The following is a 24373-nucleotide window of genomic DNA, read 5'->3' as shown; positions in this document are numbered from 1 at the left end:
CGCATTGGCGCAAGGGCCAAAAGAAAAGGCCGCGGGCATGTTAACCCGCGGCCTCTTCGCAAATCGTTAGCGTGTGGCGAGTTCGCCTGTCAGCGACCGCCGAGACCGAAACCGCGAAGTGCTGCCCACCCCGCAGACGTTACGCAAGCGGCGAGTGCGGCCTTGACCAGATCCGGCAGGATGAATGGCGCTACGCCGAACTGCCAGGCCTTGTCCGCGCCGATCAGAACGGCAAGCCAGGCGAAGCCCAGAGCCAGCAGAACCGCGCTTGCGGCAACGGTGGCAGCACCCATCTTGAGCGGGTTGCGGTCGAAACCGCGATCAGCGGCAGCGCCGACAATGGCGGCCATGGCGACGAAGCCGAGGAGATAACCGCCCGTCGGGCCGACCATATAGGCAAGGCCAATGCCCTTTTCAGGCGTGCCCTGGAAGACCGGAAGGCCCATCGCGCCTTCGGCGATGTAGAGAAGCAGGGTCGCGACGCCCAGACGGAAGCCGAAGCTTGCGGCAATCAGCATGATGACGAGGCTCTGCATCGACAGGTCGACCGGGCCAAGCACGACCTTGGTCTTTGCCGAGAGCGCCAGAAGCAGCGAACCGGTGAGCGCAAGGCCGGCCTGGGCGGCCAAACGTGCAGCCCCGGATTCGGGCAGAGCGAGGGAAACGAGCGGGCGTGATGCAATCGCCTCAGACATGGTGCCTCCTGAAAAGAATGAGCGCATTCGCGTTCCTCTATAATTGCTTCCATGTTAAGCGGCAACATATCAGCAAGAGTTCTCCCCCTGTTCAGCCGCTTTGCGCAGGAGTTTCACTTCATGGATTTCGACACGCGTTTCGAGCCCCGATATGGCGAGGCCGTACCTGTTGCCGAAGACGTGCTGCGGCTGACCGTGCAGAACCCGTCCGCCTTCACCTTTCACGGCACCAACAGCTATGTCGTCGGGCGCGAGACACTGGCTATTATCGATCCGGGGCCGGAAGACGAGATGCATCTCGCCGCGCTGATGAAGGCCGTGGACGGGCGCCCGGTCAGCCATATCCTTGTCAGTCACACCCACAAGGACCACTCTCCACTGGCGCGAAAGCTTGCTCAGGAGACGGGCGCGATCATCTGCGCGGAAGGTCCGCACCGCCCTGCCCGCCCCTTGCATGTGGGCGAGGTCAATCCGTTGCAAGAGAGCGCGGATGTGGATTTCATGCCCGACCACGCGCTTGGTGACGGGGAGGTCATTGAGGGGGATGGCTGGGCAATCCGCGCCTTGCACACGCCCGGCCATGCGGCAAATCATGCGGTTTTCGCGCTTGAAGGCACGGGCATTCTCTTCTCAGCTGATCATGTGATGGCCTGGGCTACTTCCATTGTCGCGCCGCCCGATGGATCGATGAGCGATTTCATGACCAGTCTCGACCGCCTTCTGGAGCGGGAGGACCGCGTCTTCTTTCCCGGTCATGGCGGCGCTGTGACAAGGCCGCGCGCCTTCATGCGCGGGTTGCGCACCCATCGCCGCATGCGCGAGCGCGCCATCCTGCAGCGCATTACCGATGGCGACCGCAACATTCCGGAGATCGTGGCAGCGATCTACCGGGATACCGATCCGCGCCTGCACGGGGCGGCAGCGCTTTCCGTGCTGGCTCATCTTGAGGATCTGGTGGGCAAGGGTCTGGTCACCTGCGAAGGCGAACCGGCAATCGATTCCATCTACCTGCCGGCCTGAAAATCAGATCTCGGTGAGTTCCTGCAGCCGCATGTCGAGTTCGTTCAGAAAACGGCGGATGCGCGCCGCGTTCTCCCCCATATCGTGACGGCCGTAGCGCGATGCCGAGCGCATGTCGACAAAGGTCGCGTTGTCCTGGTCTTCAATGCGGATCACCACATCGGAATCGAAACCCAGTAGATAGGATTTCGCGACCGCCTCTATCGTGGTGGTGGATGTATCGCCCCTGCGCGAGGTGACTGCCCAGCCACGGTCGGCGAGAAGTGTATCCAGAACATCCTCCACGCTTTCGCGCGCGAATTCATAGCGGCGGCCGGTAATGTCAGGATAGGACTTGGCGATCACCTCGGCCCGCGTTTCATCAATGGGCTCCACCGCATTGGCACCATCAGCGCGCAGGCGTATGGCTGCCTGAAACTCCGGCGGATTTTGCAGATCGGTGGAAATATCCACCAGTTGCGGGTTCTTGATTATGTTGAAAAGCGACACGCCGTAGGGAACGAGGACCAGCACCGACAGGAACAGGCCGAGTGTTGCCGCGCCCAAGCCATGCCATCCATGCTTCCACATTTGCGTGAAGCCGCTGATGGCCAGGATCAATCCCATGACGCCCAGCAGACCGCACAGCGCTATCAGCCACAGGAAGGGCGGCGTTTCGATCAGGTCATAGCGATGCGAGAGCGCGGAGGTCGTGGCAAGCACCACGGCAAAGGAGGCAACGCCCCTCGCCTTGTAGGCTGCAGGCGCATAACGCTGCTCTATGATGGCGACCATTAATATCCTGCGCGGCTTGATTGCGTGGGAAGTGGGCGAGCTATAAACCCCGCTTCACGGCAGGTCAAAGGGCGCTGCGAAGGATGTTCACCGGACGGGGCTGGCCCGGTGAACCATTTATATCACACGGCCTCGGGCAGCGTGTAACCTTCCATCTGGCGTCGCAATGTCGTCTTCTGGATCTTGCCCGTGGCCGTGTGCGGCAATTCGTCGACGAAGACCACATCGTCGGGCAGCCACCATTTCGCAACCTTGTCGGACAGAAAGGCGATGAGATCCTCCTTGGTCGGATCGCAGCCTTCCTTCTTTACGACGACGAGCAAAGGCCGCTCGTCCCATTTCGGGTGATGAACGCCGATGACGGCAGCTTCGGCCACCTCCGGATGGCCAACAGCGAGGTTTTCCAGTTCGATTGTCGAGATCCATTCCCCGCCCGACTTGATGACGTCCTTGGCGCGGTCGGTGATCTTGAGATAGCCGTAGCGGTCGATATGCGCGACATCGCCCGTGTCGAACCAGCCTTCCTCATCGAACTGCTCCGAGCCCGCGCCGCCGTAATAGCTGCTCGAAACCGAAGGCCCCCGCACCTGCAACCGACCGAAGGTCTTGCCATCCCAGGGCATTTCCTCGCCATTGTCGTTGACGATGCGCATTTCGACGCCAAAGGGCGCATGGCCCTGTTTGTCCTGAATATCCAGCCGCGCCTCGCCTTCCAGGTTCTCGTATTCCGGTTTGAGCGAGCAGAGCGAGCCCAGCGGCGACATCTCCGTCATGCCCCAGGCGTGGATAACCTCGACATCATAGATGTCCTGGAACTTCTGCGTCATCGAGCGCGGGCAGGCCGAGCCGCCAATAACAACGCGCTTGAGATGTGGCAGCTTCTTGCCGGTCTTTTCCAGATATTGCAGCAGCATGAGCCAGACCGTCGGCACGGCCGCGGTGAAGGTTACGCGCTCGCTGTCGAGCATCTCGTAGAGCCCCTCGCCATCCAGCCTTGGCCCGGGCATGACCAGCTTGGCACCCACCATGGGCGCGCTTTGGGCAAGGCCCCAGGCATTTGCGTGGAACATGGGCACGACAGGAAGAACCACATCGCGCGCAGAAAGCCCCATCGCATCGGGCTGCACTGCCATCATGGCGTGAAGCACGTTGGAACGATGGCTGTAGACCACACCCTTGGGGTCTCCGGTGGTGCCGGATGTGTAGCACATGCCCGCCGCCGTCGTCTCCTCGAAGCTTTCCCAGGCGAAGGCGTCATCCCCTTCGGCAATCCAGTCCTCATAGGCGACCGCACCCTCCAACGATGTGTCAGGCATGTTCGCGCTGTCGGTCATGATGACGATGCGCCTGAGCGTCTTGACCTGCGGGCAGATCTTTTCGGCAAGCTGCACGAATGTCAGATCGACAAACAGGCAGGCATCTTCCGCGTGGTTCATAATCCAGGCGATCTGGTCGGGGAACAGGCGCGGATTGAGTGTGTGATAGACGCCGCCCATGCCCATTGCGCCATACCAGACCTCGAGATGACGGGCAGTGTTCCAGCCAAGCGTTGCCACGCGGTCTCCCTTGCCGAAACCCTCCTGCACCAGCTTCGAAGCAACCTTGCGTGACCGGTCGGCAAGTGCCCTGTAGGTCGTGCGGGCAATGGCGCCTTCGACCGTACGTGTCACAACCTCGCGCTCGCCATGCTGCCGTGCCGCGTGATCAATGATCTTGTGGCACAGAAGCGGCCAGTCCTGCATCAAACCCTGCATTTAAAACCTCCTCCTCAAGGGCCGTCATCTTGTGAAGCGACAGGCGGATTGTCCAGTGCCTCAGACAGGACATAATCGTTTCTTTTAATGATTATTATCGGGAACTTATGGGGATCATGGGCGTTCAGGGGAGTCGCAGCAGGAAAGACCAACCGCATGGATATGACACTAGCCGAAGCCCCCACGGGGCCAGACGTGCCGCTTGAAATCGTGGAAATGGATCTTGCCCTGCGCCATCAGGATCTCGTCGACAAGGGATTTGAAGGCGCCGTTCACGAGGCTTTGGAGCATGTGGGCGGACGTATATTGTTCAAGATGCGCCTTTGCGGCCATGCTGATTGCGACTGGGTGGCAGCAGTCGAACTCCAAAGCGAGGGCGACGACACGCTGGCTATTATTTCCCAATCTACCGAGGGTGGCCCCCTGAAGGTGGAAGATGCACGCACGAGCGAGTTGCCGGTTGCAGCCATCGCAACCGGCTTTGCCAGCCTCGAGCGTTTCTTTCCGGTCCCGCTACCGGCTGACGAGACCGAGCCTGCCTCAGACGCCTGAGCGACACGCAGCCTGCGCGGCTGCCAATCTCGCGATCGGCACGCGGAAGGGCGAGCAGGACACGTAGTCGAGGCCGACCTCCTCGCAGAAGGTGATGGATGCGGGATCGCCACCATGCTCGCCGCAAATGCCGAGCTTCAGATCACCACGCGTTTTGCGCCCGGCCTCACTTGCCATGCGTACAAGCTGCCCCACGCCATCACGATCAAGCGTCACGAAAGGATCCTTCTCGATGATGCCCTTCTGGCGATAGGTATCAAGGAACCCGGCCGCGTCGTCGCGTGAAATGCCGAATGTGGTCTGCGTCAGGTCATTCGTGCCGAATGAGAAGAAATCCGCAGCGCTGGCAATCTCACCTGCATTGAGTGCTGCGCGCGGCAGTTCGATCATCGTACCGATCAGGTAGTCGATCTTCTGCCCGCTTTCCGAAAGCACCTCCTCCGCAACTGCTTCCACACGCTCCTTCACAAAGGCCAGTTCGTTGGCGATGCCCACCAGCGGCACCATGATTTCCGGCACAATGGGAGCGCCTGTCTTTTCTGCAGCCTGTGCTGCGGCCTCGAAGATCGCGCGGGCCTGCATTTCCGCGATTTCGGGATAGGAGATTGCAAGGCGGCAGCCGCGATGGCCAAGCATCGGGTTGAACTCATGAAGTGCTTCCGTACGCTCGCGCAGTAGCGCAGGCTCCACGCCCATGGCGTTCGCCACTTCCGTGATTTCCTCTCCCGTCTTCGGCAGGAATTCGTGAAGCGGCGGGTCGAGCAGACGGATCGTGACAGGCAGGCCGGCCATGATCTCGAAAAGTTCGGCAAAATCCGCGCGCTGCATGGGGAGCAGCTTCGCGAGTGCCTTGCGACGCCCTTCCGCATTTTCGGCCAGGATCATTTCGCGCATGGCCAGGATGCGCTCATCGTCGAAGAACATGTGCTCGGTGCGGCAAAGGCCGATGCCTTCAGCCCCGAAAGAGCGTGCGGTGCGTGCGTCAGCCGGAGTTTCGGCGTTGGCGCGCACCGTCATGCGGCGTGCTTCATCCGCCCATTCCATGAGCGTGGAGAAGGACCCGGACAGAGCAGGCTGCTGCATGGCGACCGTTCCCGCCAGAACCTGACCGGACGAGCCGTCAATGGTGATGATGTCGCCCTTGCGAAACGTGCGGCCCATGCTGATCATCGTGCCGTTGCGATAATCCACGCGCAGTGTGCCCGCACCCGAAACACAAGGTTTGCCCATACCGCGCGCCACCACCGCCGCATGGCTGGTCATGCCGCCGCGCGTGGTCAAAATGCCTTCTGCCGCATGCATGCCGTGAATGTCTTCCGGGCTTGTCTCCACGCGCACAAGTATGACCGGACGACCGGCAACCTTTGCTTCTTCCGCATCTTCAGAGGAAAACACGATTTCCCCCGTGGCCGCACCGGGTGAGGCTGGCAGGCCCATGCCGATCACGTCGCGATGGGCGGAAGGGTCGATGGTTGGATGCAGAAGCTGATCCAGCGAGGCGGGATCAATGCGGCAGACGGCCTCTTCCCGGCTGATGAGCCCTTCATCGGCCATCTCGACCGCGATCCGCAACGCCGCCTTGGTCGTGCGCTTGCCGGAGCGGGTCTGCAGCATCCACAATTTTCCGCGCTCGATGGTGAACTCGAGGTCCTGCATGTCGCGGTAGTGACTTTCGAGGCGACCGGCAATTTCCACAAAAGCGGAGAAAGCTTCCGGCATCAGCTTCTCAAGCGACGGCTGGTCGGAGCCGGCATCAAGCCTTGCGGCTTCCGTGATGTTTTGCGGCGTGCGAATGCCGGCCACAACATCCTCGCCCTGCGCATTGACAAGAAACTCGCCGTAAAGCTCCTTCTCGCCAGTGGAGGGGTTGCGCGTGAAGGCGACGCCCGTGGCTGAATCATTCCCCATATTGCCGAAGACCATCGCCTGCACATTGACCGCCGTGCCCCAGCTTTCCGGGATGTCGTGCAGCGTGCGATAGGTGATGGCGCGGGCGTTCATCCAGCTTGCAAAGACCGCGCCAATCGCGCCCCAAAGCTGGAGATGCGGGTCCTGCGGGAAGGGCTCGCCCAGTTCCTCCTCAATGCGCTTCTTGTAGAGGTCGACGATATGGCGCCACTCCTCGGCTGAGAATTCGGTATCCAGGTCGTAGCCGAGGCGGCCCTTCTCGTCGGAAAGGATCTCTTCAAAGACCTCGTGATCGAGATGAAGCACGACATTGCAATACATCTGGATGAAGCGGCGGTAGCTGTCCCAGGCAAAGCGCGGATCGCCCGATTCCGCCGCCAGAGCCTCCACCGTGCGGTCGTTGAGGCCGAGATTGAGCACCGTGTCCATCATGCCCGGCATCGACGCGCGTGCACCGGAGCGAACGGAAACGAGCAGCGAGCGCTCCGGGTCGCCAAAGCGCCGACCGGTCAGGCGCCCCACCTCTTCCAGCGCATGTTCGACCTGGCTGGTCAGTTCAGGCGGATAGGAGCGCTGGTTGGCGTAGTAATAGGTGCAGACTTCGGTGGTGACGGTGAAACCGGGCGGGACCGGCAGTCCCAGATTGCACATTTCGGCAAGGTTCGCGCCCTTGCCACCCAGAAGATCGCGCTGGTCAGCACTCCCCTCCGCCTTGCCATCGCCAAAGGCATAGACCCACTTTGCCATCGACACCCTCCACTGCCTCAGGACCGGCGGATGCCAGCCAATGCGCAGAGTTAGGCGGCTCTACCATCAGTGGCAAGGGGCCTTTCGACTTCATTCGCTGGTGAATCGATTGAAGGTGGAGGCCCCTTGCGCAAAGCCTCAGATGCACATGATCCCGTCAGGCGGCGACGGGTTTGACCTTTGCAGGCAGCAGCTTGCGCAAACGACCGGCGGAAAGGCCAACATCGGGCAGTTTTTGCACCGCCATGAGGTAGTTCAGGCGAAAGAGCGGGTCTTCGTTCTTGCCAAGACCGATGAAGGACGCCGCTCTTTCCTCGAAGGCTTCCATATGGGTGGCCGTGAAGGCTTCATCGGCAGCCATCTCGTCCATGTCGACAATCAGCTGCCCAAGCGGACGCACCCACGCAAAGCGCGGATCGTTGATGGTGGCGAACAGCAGCGTGTAAGGGTTGGCCAAGCGCTGATCATCACCCGCTTCGGCAGAGATGAGTGCCTTGTGAAATGCCTGAAGTGCACCGGAAAGCGTTCTGGCGCGCATGGTCAGTTCATTGCTCATTTCTCTGCCCTTTCATTTTTGGGGAGATGCGATGGGCGGGGTGCCGATCGCTCTGGACCAATATGGTGATCCAGCGCCTGCTGTGTAAGAGGGCAATGCTTGCAGGCAGAGCATGGAAGATATGCGCGACCATGTCGGTTCGCGGAGGTGCCGTTCTGTCAGGAGTGTTGTGCACGCAGGTTGCGAAACGTGCCCTCGTGTCTCAGTATCATCAGAACATTCGATGAACATTGGGAGACGGACATGCGCGAATCCGGCAAGATCGACTACCTCGAATTGCCCGCGGGCGGCGGTTCATTGCCCGAGGTAAAGCGCTTCTATGAGAAAGCCTTCTCCTGGAGCTTTACCGATTACGGTCCTGGCTATTCCGCCTTCAGTGAAGGGCTTGATGGTGGCTTTGATGGCAATCCTGAAAACCAGAAGCCGCTTCCCGTCCTCTTTTCGGATGATCTGGAGGAGACGCAGCGCGTGGTTGAGGCTGCCGGTGGCAAGATCGTGAAGCCGATCTTCTCCTTTCCGGGCGGGCGCCGCTTCCACTTCACCGATCCGGCGGGAAACGAGCTGGCGGTGTGGAGCGAAAGCTGACCCTACCCCGCCTCGCGCAGCTGCTCTGCCGTCTGCAAGTCCACACTGACGAGCTGGCTGACACCCTGTTCTGCCATGGTCACGCCGAACAGGCGGTCCATGCGGGCCATGGTGATGGGGTTGTGGGTGATGATGACGAAGCGGGTTTCGGTCGATTTCGCCATCTCGTCCATCAGATTGCAGAAGCGCTCGACATTGTGGTCATCAAGCGGCGCGTCGACCTCGTCCAGCACGCAGATGGGTGCGGGATTGGTGAGGAAGACGGCGAAGATGAGCGCCATGGCGGTCAGTGCCTGCTCGCCGCCTGACAGAAGCGTCATGGTCTGCGGGCGCTTGCCTGGCGGGCGGGCGAGGATTTCAAGTCCTGCTTCCAGAGGATCGTCGCTTTCGACGAGCTGAAGCTCTGCCGTGCCTCCACCGAAGAGATGGGTAAAGAGCCGCTTGAACTGCTCGTTTACAACGTCGAATGCGGCAAGCAGCCGCTCGCGGCCTTCTCGGTTAAGGCTTTGAATCGCCGAGCGAAGCTTGCGAATGGCTTCGATGATGTCCTCGCGCTCGGAGATGATCGTCTCCAGCCGCTCGGACAGTTCGCGCTGCTCTTCCTCGGCGCGCAGATTGACAGCGCCCAGGCGCTCGCGCTCCATCTTCAGCCGCTCAAGCTTGCGCTCCACCTCGGCCGCTTCAGGCATAGGACCATCGGGATCAAGCTCGGCCTGACGTGCGACCAGATGCGGCGGCACGCCGAGCGTTTCCTGAATGCGGGCTTCGGCCTGGCGGCGCATCTCCTCGGCTGCAGCCTCGCGCTCTTCGGCGCGGGCGCGCTGCTCGCGGGACGTGGCCAGCGCCTGAATGGCGTCCGTCGCGCCCTTGTCGAAACGGGCCTGCTCGTTTTCCGCCTGCTGAAGCTTGTCAGCCGCTTCCTTGCGCAGTTTTTCGGCTTGAGAGATTTCGGACAGAAGCGCCCTGCCCTTTTCCTCTATCTCGTCGGGCGCATCGGCCAGCGACTGCAACTCGCCCGCCGCTTCCTTGCGACGTTCGACAAGTGCTGCAATCTGCTTGTCAGCATTGGCCGCACGTGCGGTCCAGCTTTCGCGTTCGCGCGCAATATTCTCCAGCCGCTGACAGCGGGTAGCGGCTTCGCGCTTCAGCCCCTCATGGGCGGCGCGTGTTTCTGCCGCGCGCGCGCGTGCCTCTGCCAACGCCGACTGCGCCTGATCCAATTCCGCCTGCAAGGCGGAAAGGTCGGGAGCGGTCTCGAAAGCGGCCTTGGCTTCGGCTTGGGCCTTTTGTGCCTCTTCCACGTCGCCTGCCAGACGCTCGCGCTGCTCCTGAAGGGCAGAACGGCGGGTGGCCAGTTCGCCGGACTGGCGCTCGGCCTGCGCGACAGCATCGCGCGCCGCACTCACCTTGCGCTGCGCCTCGCGCAAGCGGTCGCGCCAGCCACGCTCGGCCTCGACCTTTTCCTTCAGCCCGGCCTCGGCTGCAACAAGTGCAGCCTGCGCGGCCTCGACAGCCTGGCGGGCGCCCTCAGCCTCGCGTTCGAGTTCGGCAAGACGGTTCTTCTGCGCCAGTTTCTGAGCCGCTGCCGTTGGGGCATCGGCACTGGCGCAATAGCCGTCCCAGCGCCACAGAGCACCATCGCGGGTGACGAGGCGCTGGCCGGTCTTCAACTCCTGCTGCAGGCGCGGACCATCGGCCGCTTCGACCACGCCGATCTGGGCAAGCTTGCGGGAAAGCTGCACGGGCGCCTTCACGACATCGGCAAGCGGCATCACGCCAGCAGGCAGAGCCGGATCATCCCTGCTTGACACCATACCGCCCCAATGAACGGGCGCAGCCGGGTCAAGCGGGACGTCAAGATCTTCGCCAAGTGCGGCACCAAGGGCCGTCTCGAAACCGGGCGAGACGGACAGGCTTTCAAGCACTGCGGGAAAGGCATCGTCGGAACCGGCTGAAAGAATGCGCTCCAGCGTTCGCGCCTCGGTCTCGATCCCCTGTAATTTCGCGCGCGCTTCGGAAACCGGGTGACGAGCAGCACTCTCGGCGGCACGTGCGGCGGACACGGCCCGTTCGGCTTCCAGCGCGCCCCTTTCGGCAGCTTCCTGTTCACCGAGAACAGCCTCAAGCTCGGCCTTTTTCTGGTCCGGGTCCGGCAGTTCCGCAATCCTGGCGGAGAGTGCCTCGACCTGGCGATCAAGCTCGGCAAGCTGGCGCGAAAGGCGCTCTGCACGGTCTGCCGTTTCGCGCACCGCGCGTTCCGCCTGGTTGCGGCTGGCGCTCGCTTCCGCCTTTTTCGCGGTCACGGCGGCCAGTGAATTTTCTCGCTCGCTGAGGGTCGCGGCGGCAGCTTCCATGGCGGCCAGCGTCTCTGCCTCACGCGTACCGCTGTCAGCCTCCTGCGCGCCCAAGGCCTCGGCCTCGTCGGCCAATCGCTTCAGGATGTCGGCATTGTCGCGGACCATCTGCTCTTCGCGCTCGATATCTGCATTCATCTGCTGAACGCGCTTGTTGAGTTCGGCGGCGCGATTGCGGATGCGCTTGGCCTCTTCCTCCACCTGGGTGCGCGCGATGGTGAGGCGCTGGAGCGCGGCTGCGGCAGAAGCCTCTGCCTCGCGCAGATCCGGCAGGCGCTTGGCGGAGATGGCCTGCGCCTTTGCAGCTTCCATCTGTGCTGCGGCAGCTTCCGCCACGGCAGCGGTGGCCTTGGCATGGGCGGACTTTGCATCGGCTTCGGCCTGTTTTGCACTTGCCCAGCGCAAGTGGAGCAGTGTCGCGTCGGCTTTACGGATTTCAGCAGAGAGGTTCTTGAAGCGGGCTGCCTGACGGGCCTGTCGTTTCAGGCTTTCGATCTGACTTTCAAGCTCGCCCACCACATCATCGAGACGTTCGAGATTCTGCTCGGCGGCACGCAGGCGAAGCTCGGCTTCGTGGCGGCGTGTGTGCAAGCCGGAAATGCCGGCAGCCTCTTCCAGAAGCTGGCGGCGTGCCTGTGGCTTGGCCTGGATCAGTTCGCCGATACGCCCCTGCCCCACCATCGAAGGCGAACGCGCGCCGGTGGACTGATCGGCAAAAAGCAGCTGCACGTCCCGCGCACGTGCTTCCTTGCCATTGATGCGATAGACGGACCCGGCCTCACGTTCGATCCGGCGCGAGACCTGCAGCTCGTCGGAATCGTTGAAGCTCGGTGGAGCCGTACGGTCGGAATTGTCGAGGAAAAGCGTGACTTCCGCCGTATTGCGGGCGGGGCGGTTGCCCGAGCCCGAGAAGATGACGTCGTCCATGCCGGAGGCGCGCATGTTCTTGTATGAGCTTTCGCCCATCACCCAGCGCAGCGCCTCGACCAGATTGGATTTTCCGCAGCCATTGGGGCCGACAACACCAGTCAGGCCACGCTCGATCATGAACTCGCCGGGTTCGACGAAGGACTTGAAACCGAGCAGCCTGAGCTTGGTGAACTTCATGCGCGCGGTCTCCCGCGCGCGCAAACGGCAGGATATGCCCTGCCTTTGAGGTCAGAGCATCGGGTCGATGATTGCCGAGAATTCCTCAATCGACATTGCTCCCGCGTACTTCTTCCCATTGATGAAGAAGGTGGGCGTGGCCGTAACGTCAAAGTCATTGGCCGCGCGCTGACGTACCGCTCTCACATCATTGAGAAGTTCCTGGTTCGTCAAGCAAGCCTCAAAGGATTGCTGTGTAAAACCGGCGAGTTTGGCAATATTGAGCAGTGCAGTGCGCGCATCCTGCACCGGAGCCCAGTTGCTCTGCTGCTTGAAGAGCGCATCGACCATGGGGAAATACTTGTCGTCGGCACAGCGTGCCAGCATGAAACCGGCCTCGGCGCGGGGATCAAACGGGAATTCCCGCAAGATCAAGCGCACCTTCCCCGTGTCGATATACTTCTCCTTGAGCTTTGGATAGGTATTGACGTGGAAGGTCGCGCAGTGGCTGCAGGTCATGGAAGCGTATTCGACAATGGTCACCGGTGCGTCTTCAGCACCCTGAGCCATTTCGGGCAGCGGGCCGGGCTTCATCAGTTCGCTGACATCCACCTCACCCTGCGCAGGTGGTGCATCAACCGAGGCCGTCGTCTCATCAGAAACATTCTCCGGCAGCTTTTCGGCCGTGCTCTCGGCTTCGGCGCTGTCGCTGCAAGCAGCGAGAAGGCCGATGGCGGGAAGCCCGGCGAGCGTTCCAAGTAGACGGCGGCGAGAAAGCGGCTGAACCATGATCTGTGTCGTTCCCGTTCGTGTGTGATTTAGCGGTGCGATAGAAACCGAAGAATGTGGCGTGAAATAAGGCACATAACTCTGCCTTGCCAAACTGTAATATTGCAGACGGCGCTCACAATAGCGCGAGCGACTATTTTTTGCTGCCCATGATGCTTTCGCCGAGGCGCTTCAGGCTTTCCCTCAGCGCGTCATCCTCGATGCCTGAGGTGACCGCATCGAGACGACTGCGTTCGGCCTCGCGAAGCGGACGCGGAGCCTTGGGCTTGCGGCTTGCTGGCCCGGTCATGTGCTTTTGCACCAGCTTCACTCGGCCGATGGCGTTGAATCCCAGAAAGGCATTCGCGCGTGCAATGATCTCCTGTGCTTCATGCTGAACCCGGATAGCGGCCATTCCGTCACAGGCAATCACCAGCGTTGCAGGCTCGAAGGGATCATCCTCATGGGCACGACGCGGCCAGGCAATCTTTTCCGGGCGCGTCTGGCCCGCCAGACGATCGCCCACGATTTCAGCCCAGCTCTGCACCAGATCTATCGAGAGGCCGGCGCGTTTGCGCAACACCGGGTCCAGCAGATCCGTTGCCAGATCGCTCACCGGCACGGGATTGCCGCCGTTCCATTTCCCAGCCATCGGTTTCAAGTTCCTGCTTTTGATTGGCGCCACAGTATCCTATCTCACGGCGCATGACACGCGTCCACGAACAGGTTTTCGACACTTCGAGAGATTTCGCACCCGCCCTCCTGGGCTGGTATGACCGCCACCATCGCAGCCTGCCATGGCGCGTGAACCCGGATGATCGGCAGCATGGTGTTGTGCCTGATCCCTACCGTATCTGGCTCTCGGAAATCATGCTGCAGCAGACAACCGTTGCCGCGGTTAAAGCCTATTTCGAGAAGTTCGTGCGGCTCTGGCCGGATGTCGTAGCGCTTGCCAAGGCCGAAACCGACGACGTGATGAAGGCCTGGGCGGGGCTCGGCTACTATTCACGCGCCCGCAACCTCAAGAAATGCGCGGAAATCGTTGCCTTCGAACAAGATGGGCGCTTTCCGGAGGATGAAGCAGGATTGAAAGCCCTGCCGGGCATCGGCGACTATACCGCAGCAGCCATCGCGGCCATCGCATTCGACCGACCGGCTGTGGTCGTGGACGGCAATATCGAGCGTGTCGTCACACGCTATCTTGCCTGCGAAACACCATTGCCGCAGGCCAAGGCGGAAATCCGTGATTTCCTCTCTACCGTCCTGCCAAAGGATCGTCCGGGTGACTTCGCGCAGGCAATGATGGATCTGGGCGCCACGGTCTGCACGCCGAAATCACCCGCCTGCATATTGTGCCCTCTGTCGGAAGGCTGTCAGGCGCGCATGGAAGGCACACAGACGCGGTTCCCCCTCAAAGCGCCCAAGGCGGAGAAGCCGGAGAGGGTTGGCGCAGCCTTTGTCGCGGTGCGCGATGATGGCGCGGTCCTCCTGCGCAAGCGCATTGAAAGCGGGCTTCTGGGCGGCATGAGCGAGGTGCCGGGGACGGCCTGGACGGCTCGGCAGGACGGGCAAACGGAAGTGGGAGCAGCCCCATTCGCCGCTGATTGGAAACGCTGCGGCGAGATACGCCATGTCTTCACACATTTCGCGCTGACGCTCACCGTCTACCGGGCCGATATCGATGCCCATCCAGCCCCCGACGAACATTGGTGGTCGCCGCGCGAACAGATTGCTGGGGAAGCGCTTCCCTCTGTCATGAAAAAGGTCGTTGAAAAGGCTATACCCGGCGCAACCAAGGCAAGAGGGAAAGCCACATCATGAGCGAAATCCGCCACATCGTTTTCGATATCGGCAAGGTTCTGATCCACTACGATCCGAACATTCCCTATTCGCGTCTCATCCCCAACGAGGAGGAGCGGCGGTGGTTTTTCGAGAATGTGTGTACCCATGAATGGAACCTGGAGCAGGATCGCGGGCGCGACTGGACGGAGGCCGAGGCACTGCTGATCGCAGAGCATCCCGAGCATGAGGAAAACATCCGCAATTTCCGCAAGCACTGGCACGAGATGGTCAGCCATTCCTATGACGACAGTGTTGCCATCTTGGAGGCGCTGATCGCCAAGGGTTACGACGTGACCATGCTCACCAATTTCGCGGCCGACACGTTCAGCCGGGCGCAGGAGATGTATCCGTTCCTCACCAAGTCACGGGGCGTGACGGTTTCGGGCGAGATCAAGCTGATCAAGCCGGACACGGCGATCTATGATCATCACGCGAAAAGCTTCGGCCTTGATCCCGCATCCACGCTCTTCATCGACGATAGCGCCGCCAATGTGGAAGGCGCACGGGCTGCAGGCTGGCAGGCGGTACAGTTCACCGGCGCGGAAAAGCTGCGCCAGGATTTGCGGGCCGCCGGTATCGAAGTCTGACTCCGGCAGCCCCCTCCCCCTCGGAGGTATTCCTATCGAGGCAGGCGCATTCAGGCGCCTGCTGCCGCGATTGCCTGACGTGCCGTCTTGCGCAATTCGTCAATCGGCTTCAGCGCGCCCTCATCCTCGTAATGCCAGAAGGTCCAGCCGTTGCAGGCATCAAGGCCCTGAACGCGGGCGCCCATGCGATGGATGGAACCAGCCTCCTGGCCGATCGTGATCGTGCCGTCGGCTCGCACGCTCGCCGTCCAGCGCTTCTTTGAATCCGTCAGGCGCGTGCCCGGCGCGATTAAGCCGGATTCGATCAGGCTGACAAAGGCGACGCGCGGTTCGGCCCGCTTAGCGGTCATCAGCTTGAGGGCTGCCTGTTCCAGCGGCTCGATGCCCGCGATGCGCTCATGGGCGGCATCGATATAGGTCTGGTCACGCTCGACACCGACGAAATGACGTCCCAGGCGCTTGGCAACAGCACCGGTTGTGCCGGAGCCAAAGAAGGGATCAAGCACCACGTCGCCGGGCTTGGTGGAGGCCAGCATTACGCGGGCCAGAAGCGCCTCGGGCTTCTGTGTTGGGTGAACCTTCTTGCCGTTCTCGTCCTTGAGGCGTTCAGCACCCGTGCAGATCGGGAAAAGCCAATCGGAGCGCATCTGCACATCCTCATTGGCAGCCTTCATGGATTCATAGTTGAAGGTGTAGTTCTTCGCATCCTTGTCGCGCGAGGCCCAGATCATGGTCTCATGCGCGTTCTGGAACCGGCGGCCGCGGAAATTGGGCATCGGATTGGTCTTGCGCCAGACGACATCGTTCAGGAGCCAGTAGCCCAGATCCTGCATGGTCGCGCCAACTCGGAAAATGTTGTGATAGGAGCCGATTACCCAGATCGTGCCATTGGGCTTGAGCACCCGCTTCGCCGCAAGCAGCCAGGCACGCGTGAAAGCGTCATAGGCCTGGAAGCTTTCGAACTGGTCCCAGGCATCATCGACCGCATCCACCTTGGACTGGTCGGGGCGATGCAGGTCGCCCCCAAGCTGCAGATTGTAGGGTGGATCTGCGAAGATGACGTCGACCGATTTTTCCGGAAGACGGTCAAGGACCGCGATGCAGTCGCCTTTCAAGATCGTGTCCAGCCATTCGGCGCGATGGGGACGTGAGGACAGATCCTCTAGACGGCGAACCGCTGACATACGCACACCTCAACTCATACTGTTAACGTGCTGTTATGGTTACCGAGGATGGTAAAGAAAGCGTAAGGGCGGGGTGAGAATTGTGTAGCGCGACAGGCTTGAAGCCGGAGCCACATTGATAACCAGCGCCTGACGTTCTACATGGCAGTCCTGTCATTCGTGCCCGGCAGGAGGCGCTGAAGTGCCGCACGCCGGTTTTTCCTGCGGCACATCCAGGCCGCAGCCTCACGCAAAAGATTTCGACAAAGAGAGTTTTCATGCCCAAGCCTGATCTCATCATCTTCGACTGCGACGGCGTGCTCGTCGATTCGGAAATCGTCGCTGCACGTGTCGAGGCGGAACTTCTGCGCGAGGCCGGCCATGAGATCACGCCGGAGGAACTGGCGCAGCATTATGCTGGCCTCACCTTCCGCGATATTCTTATGAAGATCGAGAAGGAAGCGCAGATCCTCTTCAAGGCGACGATCATCGAGGAATGCGAGGCGCTGGTGGACAAGCGCCTGCGCGCCGAAGTGAAGGCCATTCCCGGCACGGCGGAAGCGGTTCAAGGTCTAGGCATTCCGCACTGCATCTGCTCGAATTCGTCCACGCAGCGCATCGAGGCGATGCTGACGCGCACGCGTCTCCTGCCGCTATTCGAGGGCGTGATCTATTCCTCGCTCGAGACACCAACAAAGCTGCCGAAACCTGCACCTGACGTCTTCCTGCACGCTGCGAAGGAAAAGGGTGCCGATCCTGCAAACAGCTTCGTCATCGAGGATTCGGTTCACGGCATAACCGGCGCACGTGCCGCCGGCATGCGTGTCATCGGCTTCACCGGCGCATCGCACACCCACCCGCTCCATGCCGACATGCTGATGGAAGCAGGCGCGGAGACCACGATCAGCCGGATGGCGGACCTCAACAAAACCATCGAAGCACTAAGCAGCTTTGCGGCGGATATTTGAGCGGTAAAAGGCGGGTGCATCACCCCGCCTTTTCCTGTTCTCAATCACCCCTGATCAAGGCGTGTCGTAGGGGCCCTCGTCATAGCCAACCAGCACGCGCGCAGCCCGGCCGGCGCTTTTGGGGACGACGACATTGCTGTCGGTGAAGACGAACTGGGTTGCGCCTGCCGTGTCGCTGATCGCGACCTGGTGGCGGTAAAGGTTGGAATCGAGAACCGACTGGCCCTGAAGCGAAGCGACGCGGATGGGCATGTTGATGGTGCCGGCACGGCCTTTTGGCCCGGGCACGATCTTGCCGGCGACAGCAACCGTCATGATGATGTTGTCGCCTTCATAGCGGCAACTGCGCGTCACGTCGGCAATCGAGGCCTGATAGATGACGCTGTCGTCATCGCCCTCAGCACCCTTCGCATAGGTGCGGAAATACGCTGTGCCTTCGCGCAGGGTCACCGGCGGGCAAAATGCGCGCAGTTCGCTTTCCAGGACGGCACCTTCGGGTGCTGCAGCGGTCTGCGCAGACGTGTTGCCGCCAAGCCCCAGATTGACGCCGCCCGCGCCGCCACCCTGCTGGCAGGCCGACAATGCGAATGCGGAAAGGAGAAGAGCCGACGCGATTGCGCCCTTCCTGGACCAATTAGACAATGACTGCCCCCTTCAACTCTACTTTCCCAAAACCGGTTTGGTGGTCTATACCAGCCGCGCGGCAAAACTTCGACCGCTTCTGTCATCTTCTTCTCTGCCGTCAAAACGGCGCATGTGCAAGGACCACCGACCGGACCAATGGCAACAGACTTCATCAGTACGCGCGGCGAAGCACCCGCACTTGGATTTGCAGATGTCATGCTGCAGGGGCTGGCGCGCGATGGCGGGCTTTACCTTCCGCGTGAATGGCCGACCTTCTCCAGCGAAGATATACGCGCCATGCGCGGCCTCTCCTACGAGGAAACCGCGTTCAAGGTCCTCAAGCCATTCATCGGCGATGCCATAGCCGACGACAAGCTGCGCCAGATCATCGCTGACGCCTATGCCACCTTCCGCCATCCCGCGCGCTGCCCGCTGGTGCAGAGCGGGCCGAGCGAGTTCATACTGGAGCTGTTCCACGGGCCGACGCTTGCCTTCAAGGATGTGGCCATGCAGCTTCTGGCGCGCCTGATGGATCATGTGCTGGCCGAGCGCGGTGAGCGCGTTACCATTGCCGGGGCAACCTCGGGCGACACCGGCGGTGCGGCCATCCACGCCTTTGCCGGCACGAGCCGGGCCGATCTCTTCATCCTCTTCCCCCATGGAAAGGTGTCGCCGGTGCAGCAGCGCCAGATGACCACCTCCGGCGCGGAAAATGTTCAAGCCATCGCCATCGAAGGCAATTTCGACGACTGCCAAGGCCTCGTGAAGGGCATGTTCAACGACCACGCCTTCCGCGACCGCGTGGGTCTGTCGGGGGTAAACTCGATCAACTGGGCGCGCATCATGGCCCAGATCGTTTATTATTTCACATCAGCCGTAGCACTTGGCGCGCCGGAGCGGAAAATCTCCTTCACCGTGCCGACGGGCAATTTCGGCGACATCTTTGCGGCCTATGCAGCCAAGAAAATGGGCCTGCCCATCGGCCGCCTCGTTATCGCTACCAACGAGAACGACATTCTGGCGCGCGCGCTGGCGACGGGCGAATATTCCACGCAAGGTGTCGTGGCGACCACCTCGCCCAGCATGGATATCCAAGTTTCGTCAAATTTCGAGCGTCTGTTGTTCGAAGCTTCCGGGCGGGATGCGGGCGAAGTGCGCAATGCGATGGAAAGCCTGAAGCAGTCAGGCTCCTTCACTATTGCGCAAAAGACGCTTGATGCAATTCGCATGGAATTTGCCGCGGGGCGCGCAAGCATCGACGAGACTGCCAAAACCATTGCCGAAGTGCTTAAATCGGCGGACTATCTTGCCGATCCGCACACGGCCAATGCTATTCACGTGGCGCGCGAACTGGCAGAACCGGATGAGATGATGGTGGTGCTTTCCACCGCGCATCCGGCGAAATTTCCCGACGCCGTGGAACAGGCCTGCGGCGTGGCGCCTTCCCTTCCCGCATGGCTTGACGGCCTGATGGAGAAAGAGGAAGCCTATACAATCCTTCCATCAGACCTGAAAATGATGGAAGATCATATCGATCGCCATTCACGAGCGACCGGCTGAGGAGTTAGTACCATATGGGTGTAGAAGTAAGCCGTCTTTCAAACGGCTTGACCGTCGCGACCGAGACCATGCCGCATCTGGAGTCGGTCGCGCTGGGTATCTGGGTGAAATCCGGTTCCCGTGACGAGCGCGAGGATGAGCACGGCATGGCTCACCTGCTTGAGCACATGGCCTTCAAGGGCACCTCCAAGCGCAGCGCGCTGCAGATCGCAACTGACATCGAGGATGTGGGCGGCGAAATCAATGCGGCCACCAGCGTCGAGACCACCGCCTTCTTCGCGCGCGTGTTGAACGACGACCTGCCGCTCGCCATCGATATTCTTGCCGACATCCTGCAGGATTCGAAATTCGATCCGGCGGAGCTTGAGCGTGAACAGCATGTGATCCTGCAGGAGATCGGCGCGGCGCATGACACGCCGGATGACGTGGTGTTCGACCGTTTCACCGAGACCGCTTTCCGCCACCAGGCGCTTGGCCGCTCCATTCTCGGTACGCCAGAGACCGTTGAAGGCTTTACCTCCGAGCAGCTCCACAAGTTTCTCGAACGCCAATATGGTGCAGACCGGATGGTGGTTGTTGCTGCCGGTGGCGTGAAGCATGAGGACTTCGTGCGGGAAGTCGAGCAGCGCCTCGGCACCTTCCGCGCAAAGGCCGCTGTCGAGCCCCAGCGTTACGCCCATTATGTGGGTGGCGACTACCGCGAACATCGCGACCTTATGGATGCGCAGATCATTCTGGGCTTTGAAGGACGCGCCTATCATGTGCGCGACTTCTACCTGTCGCAGGTTCTGTCCATGATCCTGGGCGGCGGCATGTCATCACGCCTCTTTCAGGAAGTGCGTGAGCGTCGCGGCCTTTGCTATTCGGTCTACGCGTTTCACTGGGGCTTCTCCGATACCGGCATATTCGGCGTCCATGCTGCCACGGGCCAGTCCGATATCCAGGAACTCATTCCGGTCATCATGAAGGAGCTTCAGCGGGCCGGCGAACGTATCGATCAGGCGGAGCTGGAACGCGCACGCGCGCAGTATCGGGCAGGCCTGATGATGTCGCGCGAAAGCCCGGCAAGCCGTGCATCGCAGATCGCGCGCCAGCTTCTGCTTTACGGTCGCCCGATCGAGACGGATGAGCTGATGGATCGCCTCTCCGGGCTGACGGTCGAGCGTCTTGCCGATCTCTCGCAGCGAATGTTCACATCCAAGCCGACAGTTGCCGCTGTCGGTCCCGTGGGCGAGCTTGCACCTTTCGAGACGATCCGCAGCCAGTTGGCGAGTGCTGGCAACACGCCGCGCAAGCTGGCCGTCTGAGTTCAGGCGCCAATGTTCCAGCCGCCCTTTCTTCGTCGCGACCTGCCGACGCTGAAAGGGGAAAGAGTAATCTTGCGCATGCCGGCCCATTCCGATTTTCGGCAGTGGGCCTTTTTGCGTGAGGAAAGCCGCGACTTTCTCGTGCCGTGGGAGCCGGCATGGTCGACGGACGAACTGTCCCGCCATGCCTACCGCCAACGGCTTCGCCGCTACCGCGAGGAATATGACCGGGGCAGCGGGCTGACCTTCTTTATTTTCCTGCGCGAAAGCGAAATCCTGGTCGGTGGTCTTTCTCTTTCCAATATCCGCCGTGGCGTCGCGCAGGCGGCCACGGTTGGCTATTGGATGGGGGCGCCTCACGCGGGCAAGGGGCTGATGCTCGACGCCCTGAAACTCGTTATCCCCTTCGCATTCGGTCAGCTGAGCTTGCACCGTCTGGAGGCCGCCTGTATTCCCGAGAACCAGCGTTCCGTCCGCTTACTTGAAAAAGCCGGATTCAGACGCGAAGGGCTTGCACGCTCCTACCTGAAGATCAACGGAGCATGGCAGGACCACGTTCTCTATGCGCTGATTGCTGGGGAGCACCAGATGGAACCAGGACGAGGCTGATTCTTGTTGCGAATTTCTCCAGTCAGATATTGCGCATTACTGTTTCTGGCAGCCTTGTTCGTGGGCCTCGGCCTCGGCAATTCGCTGGCCATTGAGCCGATCAAGATATCGCAGGACGATGTCGCGCTGGACCTGTCTGAAGCCGTTGAGATCTATCGCAACCAGGGCCAAAGCTTTCAGGTGTCCACCGCGCCCGGCGCGGACGGCATCGTGCGTCGTATCGAGGTTGAGGCGCAGGACAAGAGTTCTTCAGGTGACTGGGCCCTCTTCGCGCTCGCCAACACGACCGACCAGCAGATCGATCGGCTGATCGTGGCCCCGCATTTCCGCCTCGTCGGTTCGGGGCTCGTTTGGCCGGATCTTGGCTCTCGGCGTATCGTCTCGATCACACCCTCGGAAGGATTTGCGCTCGACAGGCAGGACAGCGCCGATGCCGACGAGTTTCTCGTGACGCTCAATCCCGGCAGCGTTGTCACTTTCGTGGTGGAGCTCGCCTCGCCCAATCTCCCGCAGGTCTATCTGTGGGACCCGGCGGCTTACAAGGAAATGGTGAACTCCTACACGCTTTTTCGCGGTATCGTGATCGGCATTGCGGGTCTTCTGGCCCTGTTTCTGACCATTCTCTTCGTGGTCAAGGGAACCTCGATGTTCCCGGCAACGGCAGCACTCGCCTGGGCCATCCTTGCCTATATCTCCATCGATTTCGGCTTCCTCAACCGGATCATGGACATTTCGCCGGGCACCGAGCAGCTCTGGCGGGCAGGCACTGAAATCTCTCTTGCCGCAACGCTTGTCGTCTTCCTGTTTGCCTATCTCAATCTCAACCGCTGGCATGATCATTTCAGTTACGGGATGCTCGCCTGGATTCTGGGCCTTGGCCTGCTCGGCGGCGTGGCGATGATCGATCCGTCAATTGCAGCCGGCATTGCACGCCTTTCCTTTGCCGCCACGGCGGTGGTCGGTCTTGGTCTGATCCTTTATCTCGGCTTCCAGGGCTATGACCGGGCCATCATGCTGGTACCAAGCTGGCTGATGCTACTGGTGTGGCTTGCAGGCGCCTGGATGGCCGTCAGTGGCATTCTGGACAATGATATCGTGCAGCCGGCCATTGGTGGCGGGCTGATCCTGATCATCCTGCTTATCGGCTTCACCGTCATTCAGCATGCCTTCTCCGGCAGTGCGCTGTTCCAAGGCCTGTTTTCAGACATGGAACGGCAGGCACTGGCCGTCACCGGCTCGGGCGACACTGTCTGGGACTGGGACGTGATGCGCGAGAAGGTGGTCACGAAGCCCGATGTGGCAAAGCAGCTCGGCCTTGCTCCGAACAGTCTGCATGGCCCTGCCCGCAGCTGGCTCCCCATGCTTCACGCAGATGATCGCGACACCTTCCGCACCACGCTTGACGTTGTGCTTGAACATCGCCGCGGACGCATCGCCCAGAACTTCCGCCTGCGGGGCGCCGATGGTCATTATCACTGGTTCGCATTGCGTGCGCGCCCTGTCATCGGGTCGGATGGTGAGGTCATCCGCTGCGTCGGCACGATGGTGGATGTGACGGAACAGAAGAAGGCCGAGGAGCGCCTGCTTCATGATGCGGTGCATGACAACCTGACCGGCCTGCCCAATCGCGAGCTTTTCCTTAACCGCCTCGATGCGACCATTGCCATGGCGACAGCCGAGCGCAGCATCCGGCCAACGGTTTTCGTCATCGATATCGACCGCTTCAAGCAGGTCAATGACGAGTTGGGCATCTCCGCCGGTGACACGATTCTGCTGACCATCGCGCGCCGCCTGCACCGCATCCTCAAACCCGGTGATTCCCTTTCGCGCATTGCCGGCGACCAGTTCGCGCTGATGTTGCTTTCCGAGCAGGATCCTGCGCGGGTGGCATCCGTGGCCGATGCAATGCGTCAGGCCATCCGTGCTCCGGTTACCTTTGCCAAGCGTGAGATTGTTCTGACGCCTTCCATCGGCCTCGTCTCGTGGACGTCCACGCAGAATGCCGCCGAAGAGATGCTGAAGGATGCGGAGCTGGCCATGTATCAGGCCAAGCGCTACGGGGGCGATCGCATCGAGCCATTCCGCCCGGCCTTCCGCACGATCGGTACCGACCGTCTGCAGATCGAATCGGATCTGCGCCGCGCCATTGAGCGCAAGGAATTGACGCTGGCCTATCAGCCCATTGTGCGGCTGGAAGACCAGACGATTGCAGGTTTCGAGGCACTTCTGCGTTGGGAGCATCCGCGTCGCGGCTCCATTCCGCCGTCGGATTTCATCCCGATTGCGGAAAGCTCGGGGCTGATTGTTCAATTGGGCCTGTTTGCCATGCAGAAGGCGGCGGAGGACCTTGTGGCCTGGCAAAAAGAGCTGAACGGAATGCCGCTGTTCATGTCGGTCAATCTGTCATCGCGCCAGCTCATCCGTCGCGATCTTGTGGGCGATGTACGTTCGGTGATCGCACGATCGGGCATCAAGCCGGAAAGCTTTCGACTGGAGCTTACCGAATCGCTGGTGATGGACAATCCGGAGCAGTCGACGCATGTTCTCGACAAGCTGAGGGAGATCGGCATCGGGCTTTCGCTTGACGATTTCGGCACGGGCTATTCGTCGCTTTCCTACCTGACGCGCTTTCCTTTCGACACGATCAAGATCGACAAAAGCTTTCTGGACGATCCATCCGACAAGCGCGAGGTGCTGATGCGCTCCATGGTGACCATGGCGCAGGGTCTTGGCCTGAAGGTCGTCGCTGAAGGTGTCAGCCAGGAGCGGGACATCGAGGCCTTGCAAGAAGCCGGTTGCGACTATGCGCAGAGCTTCCATTTCGGCGCTCCGGTGGATGGGGAAGCCGCATATAAGAAGCTGCAGGACCAGGCGAGCCCGGTTCAGGCCTGATTGTCATCGGCATCCAATCGGA

Annotated in this window: 20 protein-coding genes; 10 read left to right on the top strand and 10 right to left on the bottom strand. The window is 61.0% G+C overall.

Annotation, left to right across the window (positions count from 1 at the left end; all coding sequences use genetic code 11):
• Window positions 1-89: 89 nt before the first annotated feature.
• Window positions 90-695, bottom strand: a complete 606-nt coding sequence (locus tag WA367_RS16000) for a biotin transporter BioY (protein ID WP_336057771.1) — start codon at window positions 693-695, stop codon at window positions 90-92.
• Window positions 696-815: 120 nt separating this feature from the next.
• Between WA367_RS16000 and WA367_RS15995 the strand changes: the two genes are divergently transcribed.
• Window positions 816-1715, top strand: a complete 900-nt coding sequence (locus tag WA367_RS15995) for an MBL fold metallo-hydrolase (RefSeq protein ID WP_336057770.1) — start codon at window positions 816-818, stop codon at window positions 1713-1715.
• Between the two features lie 3 nt (window positions 1716-1718).
• On the opposite strand, the gene WA367_RS15990 is transcribed toward WA367_RS15995, so the two are convergent.
• Window positions 1719-2489, bottom strand: coding sequence for a DUF1499 domain-containing protein (locus tag WA367_RS15990; RefSeq protein WP_336057769.1), 771 nt, complete (start codon window positions 2487-2489; stop codon window positions 1719-1721).
• A gap of 122 nt (window positions 2490-2611) precedes the next feature.
• Window positions 2612-4243, bottom strand: coding sequence for a long-chain-fatty-acid--CoA ligase (locus WA367_RS15985; RefSeq protein WP_336057768.1), 1632 nt, complete (start codon window positions 4241-4243; stop codon window positions 2612-2614).
• A 156-nt stretch (window positions 4244-4399) separates the two neighbouring features.
• On the opposite strand from WA367_RS15985, the gene WA367_RS15980 reads away from it, so the two are divergent.
• Window positions 4400-4795: a hypothetical protein gene (locus WA367_RS15980; protein WP_336057767.1), complete on the top strand. Its 396-nt coding sequence runs from the start codon at window positions 4400-4402 to the stop codon at window positions 4793-4795.
• Here the strand turns inward: WA367_RS15980 and ppdK are convergent.
• Entirely contained in the window at window positions 4784-7450 is a 2667-nt protein-coding gene (ppdK, locus tag WA367_RS15975) for a pyruvate, phosphate dikinase (RefSeq protein ID WP_336057766.1), read from the bottom strand. The two genes, WA367_RS15980 and ppdK, sit on opposite strands and share 12 nt — an antisense overlap.
• Before the next feature lie 157 nt (window positions 7451-7607).
• Window positions 7608-8006, bottom strand: a complete 399-nt coding sequence (locus WA367_RS15970; RefSeq protein ID WP_336057765.1) for a hypothetical protein — start codon at window positions 8004-8006, stop codon at window positions 7608-7610.
• 243 nt (window positions 8007-8249) lie between these two features.
• On the opposite strand from WA367_RS15970, the gene WA367_RS15965 reads away from it, so the two are divergent.
• Window positions 8250-8591 carry a VOC family protein gene (locus WA367_RS15965; protein WP_336057764.1) on the top strand — a complete coding sequence of 114 codons (342 nt, stop codon included), beginning with the start codon at window positions 8250-8252 and terminating at the stop codon, window positions 8589-8591.
• A gap of 2 nt (window positions 8592-8593) precedes the next feature.
• Here the strand turns inward: WA367_RS15965 and WA367_RS15960 are convergent, their stop codons facing one another.
• The 3 genes from WA367_RS15960 to WA367_RS15950 form a co-directional block, all read right to left on the bottom strand.
• Window positions 8594-12052 (bottom strand): chromosome segregation SMC family protein, encoded by a 3459-nt coding sequence (locus WA367_RS15960; RefSeq protein WP_336057763.1) that lies wholly within the window; start codon window positions 12050-12052, stop codon window positions 8594-8596.
• A gap of 51 nt (window positions 12053-12103) precedes the next feature.
• Window positions 12104-12820 (bottom strand): DsbA family protein, encoded by a 717-nt coding sequence (locus WA367_RS15955; protein ID WP_336057762.1) that lies wholly within the window; start codon window positions 12818-12820, stop codon window positions 12104-12106.
• Between the two features lie 133 nt (window positions 12821-12953).
• On the bottom strand, window positions 12954-13451 hold the full coding sequence (locus tag WA367_RS15950; protein ID WP_336057761.1) for a DUF721 domain-containing protein: 498 nt from the start codon (window positions 13449-13451) through the stop codon (window positions 12954-12956).
• A 53-nt stretch (window positions 13452-13504) separates the two neighbouring features.
• Between WA367_RS15950 and mutY the strand changes: the two genes are divergently transcribed.
• Both mutY and WA367_RS15940 read left to right on the top strand, forming a co-directional pair.
• Window positions 13505-14620, top strand: coding sequence for an A/G-specific adenine glycosylase (gene mutY / locus WA367_RS15945; protein WP_336057760.1), 1116 nt, complete (start codon window positions 13505-13507; stop codon window positions 14618-14620).
• Window positions 14617-15228: an HAD family hydrolase gene (locus WA367_RS15940; RefSeq protein WP_336057759.1), complete on the top strand. Its 612-nt coding sequence runs from the start codon at window positions 14617-14619 to the stop codon at window positions 15226-15228. The genes mutY and WA367_RS15940 overlap by 4 nt, the downstream gene beginning before the upstream one ends.
• Before the next feature lie 50 nt (window positions 15229-15278).
• Here the strand turns inward: WA367_RS15940 and WA367_RS15935 are convergent, their stop codons facing one another.
• The gene (locus tag WA367_RS15935) at window positions 15279-16412 is read right to left on the bottom strand and encodes a site-specific DNA-methyltransferase (RefSeq protein ID WP_336057758.1); all 1134 of its coding nucleotides are present in this window, start codon (window positions 16410-16412) and stop codon (window positions 15279-15281) included.
• Between the two features lie 257 nt (window positions 16413-16669).
• Between WA367_RS15935 and WA367_RS15930 the strand changes: the two genes are divergently transcribed.
• Window positions 16670-17359 (top strand): HAD family hydrolase, encoded by a 690-nt coding sequence (locus WA367_RS15930; RefSeq protein ID WP_336057757.1) that lies wholly within the window; start codon window positions 16670-16672, stop codon window positions 17357-17359.
• Between the two features lie 54 nt (window positions 17360-17413).
• Here the strand turns inward: WA367_RS15930 and WA367_RS15925 are convergent, their stop codons facing one another.
• Window positions 17414-18001, bottom strand: coding sequence for a hypothetical protein (locus WA367_RS15925; RefSeq protein WP_336057756.1), 588 nt, complete (start codon window positions 17999-18001; stop codon window positions 17414-17416).
• 138 nt (window positions 18002-18139) lie between these two features.
• Here WA367_RS15925 and thrC point away from each other — a divergent pair, with 138 nt between their 5' ends.
• From thrC to WA367_RS15905, 4 genes are read left to right on the top strand one after another with little or no spacing between them, the layout of a single operon-like run.
• The gene (gene thrC / locus WA367_RS15920; RefSeq protein ID WP_336057755.1) at window positions 18140-19543 is read left to right on the top strand and encodes a threonine synthase; all 1404 of its coding nucleotides are present in this window, start codon (window positions 18140-18142) and stop codon (window positions 19541-19543) included.
• Between the two features lie 14 nt (window positions 19544-19557).
• A complete protein-coding gene (locus WA367_RS15915; RefSeq protein WP_336057754.1) occupies window positions 19558-20850 on the top strand; it encodes a M16 family metallopeptidase in 1293 nt (430 codons plus the stop codon).
• 12 nt (window positions 20851-20862) lie between these two features.
• Window positions 20863-21459 carry a GNAT family N-acetyltransferase gene (locus WA367_RS15910; RefSeq protein WP_336057753.1) on the top strand — a complete coding sequence of 199 codons (597 nt, stop codon included), beginning with the start codon at window positions 20863-20865 and terminating at the stop codon, window positions 21457-21459.
• A gap of 60 nt (window positions 21460-21519) precedes the next feature.
• Window positions 21520-24351 carry an EAL domain-containing protein gene (locus WA367_RS15905; protein WP_336057752.1) on the top strand — a complete coding sequence of 944 codons (2832 nt, stop codon included), beginning with the start codon at window positions 21520-21522 and terminating at the stop codon, window positions 24349-24351.
• Window positions 24352-24373: the final 22 nt, after the last annotated feature.

The sequence above is a fragment of the Nitratireductor sp. CH_MIT9313-5 genome (genome assembly GCF_037029545.1).
Classification (GTDB): domain Bacteria; phylum Pseudomonadota; class Alphaproteobacteria; order Rhizobiales; family Rhizobiaceae; genus Chelativorans.
This window is presented reverse-complemented; position numbering and strand designations above follow the sequence as displayed.